This window comes from Arthrobacter sp. K4-10C, from assembly GCF_059090085.1.
This window is the reverse complement of the sequence record NZ_JBNHFI010000006.1, coordinates 315,040-325,291: the sequence shown is the minus strand read 5'-3', so window position 1 is coordinate 325,291 and position 10,252 is coordinate 315,040. Positions and strand designations below refer to the sequence as shown.

At 63.8% G+C, this 10,252-nt stretch carries 8 protein-coding genes and 1 pseudogene; 6 read left to right on the top strand and 3 right to left on the bottom strand.

The window, feature by feature from the left end; all coding sequences use genetic code 11:
• Together AC5RUU_RS10865 and AC5RUU_RS10860 are read left to right on the top strand one after the other, a co-directional pair.
• Positions 1-323 (top strand): annotated as a pseudogene (locus AC5RUU_RS10865) (lipoyl synthase); the annotation flags it as partial.
• A gap of 61 nt (positions 324-384) precedes the next feature.
• Positions 385-1,695, top strand: coding sequence for an MFS transporter (locus tag AC5RUU_RS10860; RefSeq protein WP_493975206.1), 1,311 nt, complete (start codon positions 385-387; stop codon positions 1,693-1,695).
• A gap of 131 nt (positions 1,696-1,826) precedes the next feature.
• Here AC5RUU_RS10860 and AC5RUU_RS10855 read toward each other — a convergent pair whose 3' ends face one another.
• The 3 genes from AC5RUU_RS10855 to AC5RUU_RS10845 form a co-directional block, all read right to left on the bottom strand.
• Positions 1,827-4,448 carry a GH32 C-terminal domain-containing protein gene (locus AC5RUU_RS10855; protein WP_493975205.1) on the bottom strand — a complete coding sequence of 874 codons (2,622 nt, stop codon included), beginning with the start codon at positions 4,446-4,448 and terminating at the stop codon, positions 1,827-1,829.
• 162 nt (positions 4,449-4,610) lie between these two features.
• Positions 4,611-4,904, bottom strand: a complete 294-nt coding sequence (locus tag AC5RUU_RS10850; protein WP_493975224.1) for a putative quinol monooxygenase — start codon at positions 4,902-4,904, stop codon at positions 4,611-4,613.
• A 36-nt stretch (positions 4,905-4,940) separates the two neighbouring features.
• Complete coding sequence (locus AC5RUU_RS10845; RefSeq protein ID WP_493975223.1) at positions 4,941-5,954, bottom strand: LacI family DNA-binding transcriptional regulator; 1,014 nt, start codon at positions 5,952-5,954, stop codon at positions 4,941-4,943.
• Between the two features lie 166 nt (positions 5,955-6,120).
• Here AC5RUU_RS10845 and AC5RUU_RS10840 point away from each other — a divergent pair, with 166 nt between their 5' ends.
• The 4 genes from AC5RUU_RS10840 (at position 6,121) to AC5RUU_RS10825 (ending at position 10,240) form a co-directional block, all read left to right on the top strand.
• Complete coding sequence (locus tag AC5RUU_RS10840) at positions 6,121-7,239, top strand: substrate-binding domain-containing protein (protein WP_493975204.1); 1,119 nt, start codon at positions 6,121-6,123, stop codon at positions 7,237-7,239.
• A gap of 107 nt (positions 7,240-7,346) precedes the next feature.
• Positions 7,347-8,393: an ABC transporter permease gene (locus AC5RUU_RS10835; RefSeq protein ID WP_493975203.1), complete on the top strand. Its 1,047-nt coding sequence runs from the start codon at positions 7,347-7,349 to the stop codon at positions 8,391-8,393.
• Positions 8,390-9,184, top strand: a complete 795-nt coding sequence (locus AC5RUU_RS10830) for an ATP-binding cassette domain-containing protein (protein ID WP_493975202.1) — start codon at positions 8,390-8,392, stop codon at positions 9,182-9,184. The genes AC5RUU_RS10835 and AC5RUU_RS10830 overlap by 4 nt, the downstream gene beginning before the upstream one ends.
• 96 nt (positions 9,185-9,280) lie before the next feature.
• On the top strand, positions 9,281-10,240 hold the full coding sequence (locus AC5RUU_RS10825) for a carbohydrate kinase family protein (protein ID WP_493975201.1): 960 nt from the start codon (positions 9,281-9,283) through the stop codon (positions 10,238-10,240).
• The last annotated feature ends 12 nt before the right edge of the window (positions 10,241-10,252 follow it).

The window sequence follows — 10,252 nt, the reverse complement described above, 5'->3', positions numbered from 1 at the left end:
AGGAAATCTCCGAAGCCCTCCGCGACCTCCACGACGCAGGCTGCGACCTGGTCACCATCACCCAGTACCTGCGCCCGTCCGAACGGCACCTGCCCGTAGACCGCTGGGTCAAACCCCAGGAATTCGTGGACCTCCAGCACGAAGCCGAGGAAATCGGCTTCCTCGGCGTCATGTCCGGGCCGCTGGTCCGCTCCTCCTACCGCGCCGGCCGGCTCTGGGCCACCGCCATGCGCAAAAAAGGCTGGGACATCCCCGCCGAACTCGCCCACATCGAATCCTCCGGAACCACCCGCCAGGAAGCCAGCACCCTCCTCGCAGGATAAGCGTCTGCCTGGTACAGATTGGGGGCATCAGGCAGGCAACGGCGGGCATAAACTGGGGCTTATGCCCGCCCCCAAAGCCTTGCGCCCCTTTGCCCACCGCGAGTACCGGGTATTGATCGCGGCGCTGGCCATCTCCATCTTTGGGTCCGGAATGTGGGCCGTTGCCATGGTCTACCAGGTGATCCAGCTGGGCGGAGGCCCGCTCGAACTTTCCCTGGTGGCGACCGCCGGCAGCGTTGGCCTGGTGGCGTTCGTCCTGGCCGGCGGCATCGCGGCCGACCGGATCCCGCAGCGTCAGCTGATCATCGCCGTCGAGGGCGCCAACCTGGCGGTCATCGCTACCATCAGCGGGCTGGCGATGGCAGGGTGGCTGCAGCTCTGGCATGTGGCGGCGGGCGCATTCGTGCTCGGCGTCGGCGCTGCCTTCTTCTTTCCCGCCTACTCAGCCATCCTGCCGCGCATCCTTCCGGCCGAGGACCTCCTGGCGGCCAACGGCATGGAAGGCACCATGCGCCCGGTCCTCCAGCAGGCGGCGGGGCCAGCCGTGGCGGGAATCCTGGTTGCGGCCCTTTCGCCGTCGCACGCCGTGACGGGCGTGGCCGTGTGCCACCTGCTGGCGTTCATCGTCCTGAACTTCCTGGGCCAGCACGCCCTGGCGGCGCCGGATAACGGGGCCGGGCAGGAACGGGCCCCTGGAGAGCATCGGAAATCGTCCTTCTTCCAGGACCTGCGCGAGGGCGTCAGCTACACCTTACGCACGCCATGGCTGCTGTGGACCCTGCTCTGGGCGTGCATTTCCGTGCTCTTCCTGATCGGCCCCATCGAGGTCCTGCTGCCATTCGTGGTGCGCGACCAGCTGGGCGGCGATTCCAGCATGTTCGGTTTCCTGCTGGCCATCATGGGAGTGGGCGCGGCACTGGGCTCCCTGGTCACCGCGTCGCTTCGGCTGCCCCGGCGCTACCTCACCGTGATGATGGTGTCCTGGGGAATTGGCAGCATGCCGCTGGCCGCCGTCGGACTCATGGACAACTTCTGGGTCATCGCCGCCGCCCTGTTCATCTGGGGCGTGACCGGGAGCGTGGGAATGGTCATTTGGGGAACCCTGCTCCAGCGGCGTGTTCCACCGCACCTGCTGGGCCGGATCTCCAGCCTCGATTTCTTCGTGTCGCTGGCACTGATGCCAGTGTCCATGGCCCTTGCCGGCCCGGCGGCAGAGGTCCTGCCCATCTGGCTGATCTTCCTGGTGGCCGGCGGCGTGTGCCCCGTCATGGCGGTCATAGCCATGGCCGTCGCAAGGATGCCCGACGACGAGCTCGCCCACCCCCTTGACTGGTCGCCCGCGGTGGAACGGACGCCGGCGGCAGGAGACTAAGGCGGGCAGCCAGTGAAGCCCATCGCGATTTCCCGCCTGGGAGGAAAGCTGAAGGGACTGACCCCGGTGCAATGCCGGACTCAGTCCCTTCAGCCCCAGCCCGCTGGGAGCCGGTCAGATGGTGGTTAGGTTTACTTCTTTTCGGGGAGGAACATTGCCTTTCCCAGCGGTGTAACACTGAGTGATTTGAGCTGGGCGGTCCCGCCTTCAGCGAAGAGGGCCATCTTGTCAGCACCGGGGTTGGGGAACACCTGGTCGGTGACGGTCCTCAGCCCGCTCTGGGCGAACACTTCCACCGAAGAGCGGTCGAGGTAGATCCGCATGGTTATGTTGCCATTCTTGTCCAGGGTGACGGGGGCCGAGTCCACAGAGGTGAACAGGGGATGGAATCCGGTGTTTCCGGAGTTGCTCCGGTCCACATAGAGCTCACCGGTTGACGCGTCGTAGCCGATGACCGTGGAGGCGTTTGCGTCGCCCAGGACAGTGATGCCGGACTTTTGGGCCGTGCCGGGGGCGAACGTGATGTCCACCCGCTGTACCTGGCCTGCGGCAGATGCCGGGAGCGGAGTGGTTCCTTCCGGGATCTGGGTGCCCGTCTTGGTCGAATAGCTTGGCTTTTGTGCAAGCGTGTCCACCTGCTTTACGGCGCTTTGAGTGAGGCGGGGACCGTCAGGGGTCTGGGTAAGTTTCACTTCCCGGGGGAGAGCCATGGCGCTGCGCCATGGTGCGGTGGGGATGGTGTTGGCGTAGTCCCAGTTGTTCATCCAGCCGAGCATTACGCGCTTGTCCTCGGGCATGTTGCCGAAGGAGACCGCAGCGTAGTAGTCCCGGCCGTAGTCCAGCCAGTCGTAGGAGTTGATCCTTGGCTTCGCCGGCTCGGAGGAGGCGATGAATTCGTCCGCCAGGATGTGGCCCCAGCCGAAGCGGTTGTTGTCAACGATCCTGATCTGCGCCTGGCGTCCCTTGAACTCGGACACGTTCCAGTTGGCCCAGTCCAGGACCTCGCTGTTGGCGCCTGTCGTGGAGCGGACCACTTGTCCGTCCACCACGAGGTTCACGGTGGTCTCGTCTGAGCGCGGCACAGCTGCCTGGTCCGTGAGCATGACGTGGTCGAGGGTGAGGTGACCCCAGCCGCCGGTGGCCTGGTCAACGATCCTCAGCTGCGCCTGCTTGCCGGCAAACTCCGTAACGTCCCAGCCCTTCCAGTTGAGCTGGCCGGCTTCATCCCCTGCCAGTGTCCGCACAACGTTGCCGTCCACGAGTAATTGGGCCTCCAGCACCTGGCCCGTCTCCGGGCTGCGGTGGCCACCGCCAACCAGCAGGCTGATGAAGTTCCGGCTGAGCGTGAATTCGGGGGAAGTGAGAGTGCCCTGCCGGTCGTCGCCCGGGGTGCTTCCGGTTTCCCAGGTGTTGATGCGCTTGGCGCCAATGTAGTAATCGCCGCCGGCGGTGGCGGGCTGGAACGACGGTGCGAGGTCGCCGGTGCCGGTCCATCCGGCGTCCGCCAGCGTGCTGCCGTCCGGGACCTCAAATCCGTTGAACAGCAACTCGCCGGGGGGAGGTGTGTTGTCAAGCTTGTCGGAGACACGGGGATGCTGGCCGCCGCCCACCAGGAAATTGATGTAGTCGCTGTCCACCGTGAAATCGGGGGAAGACATTGAACCCAGCGGCCAGTCGCCGTCGTTGAAAGAATTCACCAGTCCCGCACCGGCAAAGCCGGTGACAGCGTTTTGACCTTGAAGCGTGCCTGCCGCGGGCGCGTCAGCGAAGGGCCCGTTTTTCCAGTTGCCCGGCTCGTTGTTTATCGTCCAGCCGTTGTATGTGCCGTCATTGAAGCCGGCAATCGGGGTGCCGGGCGGCAAGGACTCACTTGGCTTGGTGCTTTCGGAGGTGAAGGTTGTGCCATCAAAGCTGCCGACGAAGTACTGTCCGGCCGAACCGCCTGCAACGCCGCCTGGGTTTATGTTGACCACCATGACCCATTTGATATTGTTCGGGTCGCCGTCCACGGCCAGCGGGAAAAGATCGGGGCATTCCCAGAGCCCGCCTGTGGCGTTGGCCGGGCCGAATTCGCTGAGGGCGGTCCATTCCTTGAGGTTGGTGGATTTGTAGAGCAGCACTTTGTGGTCCGTTGCTTCGACGGCGGCCATCACCCAGTAGCCGCCGCCGGCGGGCGGGCTGTACCAGAAGACCTTCGGGTCGCGGAAGTTGGCCGAATTGCGGTTCAGGACAGGATTCCCGGAGTACTTCGTCCAAGTCTGGCCGTCATCGAGGCTGTAGGCCAGTGACTGTGCCTGCAGGCCGCGGTGAGGGGAGGCTTCCTTGTATGCGCTGGTGTAAATGGCAATTAGTGGCGGGTTCTCCGCAGTGCCGAGTCCGGACGTGTTGTCCTTGTCGACGACGACGCTGCCGGAGAAGACGTCTTCCTGCGTATCGGTGGAGATAGCTAGCGGTTGCTCCACCCAGTGGACGAGGTCCTTGGACGTGGCGTGGCCCCAGGACATGTTCCCCCAGGTGTTACCAGAGGGATTGTGCTGGTAGTACATGTGGTAGACGCCCTTGTGGAAAACGAGCCCATTGGGATCGTTCATCCAGTTCTTCTCCGGCGTGTAATGGATGGCCGGCCGGTACTGCTCATCCCCAAGCGGGGCAGCGGAGGCCGGCAGGGAACCGGCCAGTGCTGCGGCCAGCGAAAGACCGGCCAATGTCATGGCAGAGACGCCCCGCGTCCTCCGTATCGTGGATTTTTTCATCAAGCTTTGCTGCCCTTCATTGCGCGCGTGCCCTCCCCCGTAGACAACGTTGTCAGTAGCTGGACCCTAAGAGATGTCCAGTGGACAAGTCAACGTTTTGCAGACGAATGCGTGAGGCACTGGAACCGGGACGCCGCTCCCGTGAACCGGGGCCGGTGCAAGCTATTCCACCGGCAGGAGCCAGGTCAGCTGCGAGGCATCACCCTCGATGTGACTGGCCAGTTCCGCGTTGAACCTGGCGCCGTAGTCGGCCCCGATGTGTTCCTGGAATGCCGCTTCGTCACGGTAGACCTCGAAAACAAAGTACTCCCGGGGATTCTCTTCCCGGGTGTACGGAAGGAACAGCTCGTTGCCCGGTTCCTGGCGGACGTGCCGCGTCAGTTCAACCATCATCTCCGCAACGCGGGCTTCGCTGCCGGGTTTGACGGTGAACTCTGCATACAGGGTCTTGGTCATCATGGTCCCTTTCAGGTCAATGGGTTCGGCGGATTATCAGGGAGTGCCTGCGTCAGGGTCGGGAGGAAGCTCACCGGAGCCCCGCGGTATCAGCTCAGACGGGACAACATAAGTCTGCGGAGGCTGCTCATCGCCATCAATTCTGGCCAGCAGGCGCTCCGCCGCCAGCTTCCCGATGCGCTCCGGGTGCTGGGCGATCACGGTCACACCCGGATCCATCATGTCGGCGAGCGTGAAGTCATCGAACCCTATCAGGGCCACCCGCTTGTTTAGCCCGAGCTCTTTCAAGGCACGCATGGCGCCGAAGGTGACCAGGTTCTGACTGGAGAAGATCGCAGTGGGCGGGTTCCCAGCTGTGAGAAGTTCCAACGCGGCCAGCCTCGCCGATTCTTCATCGTGAAGGTTTTCACGGACAGGAACCGTTGAGGTCGGGATTCCCCGCCGGCCGATCTCCTCCATAAACCCGCGCCGGCGTTCCCGTGCGGTCTGGATGTCTGTGCGGTCTCCCAGATAGGCGAGCCTCGTGTGGCCGTGGCTCATCAGATGGGCCGCCGCCCTCGCGGAGCCTGCCGCATTGTCGGTCACGACGGTGTCAGCTTCTATTCCTACCGGTTCGCGGTCAATGAAGACCAAGGGCAGGTCACGGGAATGCTCGGGGATTACATAAGCCTGGCTCTTGGCGATCGGCGTGAGAACGAGTCCATCGACCCGCCTGCCAAGAAACGCTGCAACGATGGACTGCTCCCTCTGGGGGTCATCGTCGAGGCTTGCCGCAAAAACCGCGATTCCCCTGGCACCCAGCGCGTCTTCCATTGCCCGGTTGATTTCGCCGCTGAACGGGTTGGAGACGCTCGGCAGCAAGAGCCCGACGGAGAGCGTCCTCCTGCCTGCGCGGCGGAGGCTGCCGGCCGTCACGTCCAGCTGGTAGTTGAGTTGCCGGGAAGCACTGAGCACCTTGTTGCGAGTGGCTTCCGAGACACCGGCTTCGTCATTGATCACCCGGGAGACTGTCTTGATTCCGACGCCGGCCAGCGCGGCCACGTGGCGCATGGTCGGGCGGCTGGCCGGCAAGGGCGGTTGGCTACGATTAGACATCGTTGTCAAAAAAATCGCTCCTTAGGATTACTTCTATTGACTCTCAGATGTGATGCTGCTTACATCGTAGCTGACATCGTTGTCGAGGTCCTGCAGGGGGCCTCTCACACCAGGAGATTCAATGTTGAGTTCCAAAGCACCCCGTTCAACGGCCACCCGCCTCTTTGCTGCGGGAGCAGTCCTGACCCTGGGAGCACTTAGCCTGTCGGCCTGCGGGGGCAGTTCCAGCGGCCCGTCCGCCAGTGGCGAGGCCTCCGGTGAAAAGGTGGGAGTCTCCCTGATCGTCAAGACCACCACCAACCCGTTCTTCGTTTCCATGCAGGACGGGGCGAAGGAGGCTGCTGCGGCCGAGAACGTGGACCTGAAGCTCGCGGCAGGCAAGGCCGACGGCGATGAGGACACGCAGATCCAGGCGATCGAAAACGCCATTTCCAAAGGCGACAAGGGCATCCTGATCACCCCGAACGGCCCGTCCGTGGTGGATGCCCTGAAGAAGGCCAGGGACGCCGGGTTGTTTGTTATCGCCCTGGATACCCCGCCGGACCCGGCAGATGCCGTGGACATCACCTTCGCCACGGACAACTTCGCCGCCGGCGAGCTGATCGGCAAGTGGACCGCTGCCCAGTTGGACGGCAAGAAGGCCACCATCGCCCTGCTGGATCTCTTTGACGACAAGGTGGTCTCGGTTGATTACAACCGTGACCAGGGCTTCCTGACCGGGTTGGGCATTGACACCGCCGATGCCAAGAAGAACGGCGACGAGGCCAAGACCGGCAAGTACACCGGCGGCAAGGGCGGCGACTATGAGATTGTCGGCAACCAGGCCACTCAGGGCGCCGAAGACGGCGGCCGGACCGCCATGGAAACCCTCCTGTCCAAGAACCCCAACATTAACGTGATCTACACAATCAACGAGCCCGCGGCGGCAGGCGCCTTCGAGGCACTGAAGTCAGCCGGCAAGGACAAGGACGTGCTGGTCGTCTCCGTTGACGGCGGCTGCACCGGTGTGAACAACGTCAAATCCGGCGTTATCGGCGCCACGGCCCAGCAGTACCCGGTCAAGATGGCCGAACTGGGAGTGAAGGCAATTGTGGACCTGGCCAAGACCGGAAACAAGCCGGCCAACTCCGAAGGCCTGGACTTCTACAACACCGGCGTCGAGCTCGTCACCGACAAGCCCGCCGACGGCCTGAAGAGCATCACCACCACCGAAGCTACCGATATCTGCTGGGGAAAGTAGCCACCCGGCGTCGCGCGGGGAGGCTGAAGCCCGCTATCAGCCTCCCCGCACCTCTTCTACCGAGCTAGCTCCGCTCTAGCAACCATCACTGAAGATCAGGACCCATCGTGACCCAGCAACAGACCGCCGGCCCGCCCAGCGCCGGGCATGCCGACCTGGCGGAGGAATTCCTTGACCGCCAGACACCGCTCAGCCGGATACGCAACATCCTCCACCGCTACCCCGCCGTAAGCCCCGCCCTCGTCCTCCTCATCGCGGTGGTCGTGTTCGGCCTGCTCAATGACAGGTTCCTGCGGGTTGAAAACCTCTCCCTGATCACCCAGCAGGTCTCAGTCGTCGGCACCCTGGCCATCGCCCAGACCCTGATCATCCTCACGGCCGGCATCGACCTTTCGGTCGGGGCCGTCATGATTCTCTCCTCCATGGTCGTGGCCCAGCTCGCCGTTCACAACGGCCTGCCGGGACCTGTTGCACTGCTCGCGGGCCTGATCGTCGGACTCGCCGCCGGAGCCGTAAACGGATTCCTGGTCACCAGGTTCCGGCTCCCACCCTTCATCGTCACCCTGGGCACACTGAACATCTTCATCGCGCTGACACTGCTCTACTCCAACGGAGCGACAGTGCGCGGCTCGGCAATGCCGGACCTGCTGACCTGGACGGGAAGCACCTTCCCGGTGGGCGCTGTCAGGATCTCTACCGGCGTCGTCGTGATGCTCCTGCTCTACATCGCCATCGCGTTCATCCTCGGCAAAACGGCCTGGGGCCGGCACGTCTACGCGGTGGGCGATGACAAGGAAGCCGCCCGCCTGGCCGGCATCGCCGTCAACAAAGTCCTCATGAGCGTCTACCTCGCCGCCGGCGCTGTCCTGGCCATCGGCGCCTGGATCCAGATCGGCCGGACCAACGCCGCGAGCCCCAACGCCGGCGTAGACCTGAACCTGGACTCCATCACCGCCGTGGTCATCGGCGGAACCAGCCTTTTCGGTGGCCGCGGCTCCGTGTGGGGAACGCTCCTGGGCGCGCTGATTGTTGGCGTCTTCCGCAATGGGCTCTCCCTCGCCGGTCTGGACGTGCTCTATCAGACCCTCGCCGTGGGCGTCCTCATCATCCTCGCTGTGTCCATCGACCAGTGGATCCGAAAGGTGAAATCATGACAGCCACCCACGTGGAGCCCTCCGGCACTTCGGTCCGCCAACCCATCCTGCAGGCCCGGAACCTCGTCAAGACCTTCGGCCGCGTCGTTGGCCTGGACGGTGTCAGCCTGGACCTCTACCCCGGCGAAGTCCTGGCCATCATTGGCGACAACGGCGCAGGAAAATCAACCCTGATCAAGTGCCTGACCGGAGCAGAAGTCCCGGACTCCGGCGAACTCTTTGTCTCAGGACAGCCGGTGCACTTCAAAAGGCCCCAGGACGCCCGCGCCCACGGCATCGAAACCGTGTACCAGAACCTTGCGGTGTCGCCGGCACTTGATGTCGCTTCAAACCTGTTCCTCGGGCGCGAAGAGAGAGTCCCGGGTCCGCTGGGAAAGCTCTTCCGGGTCCTTGATACCAAAGGCATGCGCCGCAAGGCAAAGGAAGAACTCACCCGGCTCGGCATCTCCACGCTCCAGGACGTCACCGTACCGGTGGAGAACCTCTCCGGCGGACAGCGCCAGGCCGTCGCCGTCGCCCGCGCCGCCGCCTTTGGCTCCAAGGTCGTCGTACTGGATGAGCCAACAGCCGCCCTCGGCGTCAGGGAATCCAACCAGGTACTGCAACTGGTCAGGGACCTCCGCGACCGCGGCCTGCCCGTCATCCTGATCAGCCACAACATGCCCCACGTGTTCGACGTAGCAGACAGGATCCACATCCAGCGCCTGGGCAAATGCGCAGCCACCATCACCCCCCAATCACACAGCATGACCGACGCCGTCGCCATCATGACCGGCGCAGCCACCGCCTGAACCGCTGCTGCCCCACATCAGTCCGCGGACCGGTCAACGGTCCGCGGACTGATGTGCTAACACCCCGCGATTGCCTTCCCACGAGAGACACAGACCATGGATTACCTCAAAACAACCCGTCACGACGCCCACCAGCCGCTCGACGTCATGGTCGTAGGCGAAGCGCTGATCGACGTAGTCACAACGCCGGAACACAAAGTGGAACACCCAGGCGGCTCGCCGGCCAATGTCGCCTACGGTCTTGGCCGCCTCGGCGTAACCACTGGCCTGCTCACAGCCATCGGCGCGGACGCCCGCGGCGCCTCCATTGAAAACCATCTCCGCAGCGCGGGAGTCATACTTCTTCCCGGATCAAAATCCCTCAACCGGACAGCATCGGCAACAGCAACCCTTCAACCGGACGGCTCCGCCAAGTACGACTTCGACATCTCCTGGGAGCTTGCACCGACAGCCCCGGCCTACTTTCCCAAAATACTGCACACCGGATCCATCGCCACCTTCCTGAGTCCCGGTGCGGGCGCCGTGAAATCCCTGCTCGAACAGGCACACAGGCACTGCATGATCACCTACGACCCGAACATCAGGCCCGCCCTGCTCGGCAGCCATGCCGAAGCGAAAGCCATCTTCGAAGAGCTGGTGCCCCTGGCCGACGTCGTCAAACTCAGCGACGAGGACGCCCGGTGGCTGTACCCCCAAAAAGGCCTGGACGAAAGCGCAGCCCACATCCTCGGCCTCGGCGCAGGGCTCGCCGTAATCACCAAGGGGTCCGAAGGATCACAATTCGCCACCTCGGCCGCCAGCATCAACATTCCTGCGGTGAAATCCGAGGTCGCAGACACCATCGGCGCCGGGGACTCCTACATGGCCGCGCTGATCCTGGGCTTTCTCACGCGGGGAACCGAGGGATTCGCCCCAGCTGTCTTGGAGCAGCTGGGACACACCGCAGCTGCAGCCGCGGCTATCACCGTGCGGCGCCCGGGGGCGAATCCCCCGACCCTGGAAGAACTCAACTTAGCCATCGAGGGGAAAACGGCCGCCCAGTATGCGGGTTCCTGAAGGACCAACCGC

What these genes read in the sequence shown, in the direction of transcription:
- AC5RUU_RS10860 (WP_493975206.1), top strand. Translation starts at nt 385, where the DNA reads ATGCCCGCCCCCAAAGCCTTGCGCCCCTTTGCCCACCGCGAGTACCGG.
- AC5RUU_RS10855 (WP_493975205.1), bottom strand. Translation starts at nt 4,448, where the DNA reads ATGAAAAAATCCACGATACGGAGGACGCGGGGCGTCTCTGCCATGACA.
- AC5RUU_RS10850 (WP_493975224.1), bottom strand. Translation starts at nt 4,904, where the DNA reads ATGACCAAGACCCTGTATGCAGAGTTCACCGTCAAACCCGGCAGCGAA.
- AC5RUU_RS10845 (WP_493975223.1), bottom strand. Translation starts at nt 5,954, where the DNA reads ATGCGCCACGTGGCCGCGCTGGCCGGCGTCGGAATCAAGACAGTCTCC.
- AC5RUU_RS10840 (WP_493975204.1), top strand. Translation starts at nt 6,121, where the DNA reads ATGTTGAGTTCCAAAGCACCCCGTTCAACGGCCACCCGCCTCTTTGCT.
- AC5RUU_RS10830 (WP_493975202.1), top strand. Translation starts at nt 8,390, where the DNA reads ATGACAGCCACCCACGTGGAGCCCTCCGGCACTTCGGTCCGCCAACCC.
- AC5RUU_RS10825 (WP_493975201.1), top strand. Translation starts at nt 9,281, where the DNA reads ATGGATTACCTCAAAACAACCCGTCACGACGCCCACCAGCCGCTCGAC.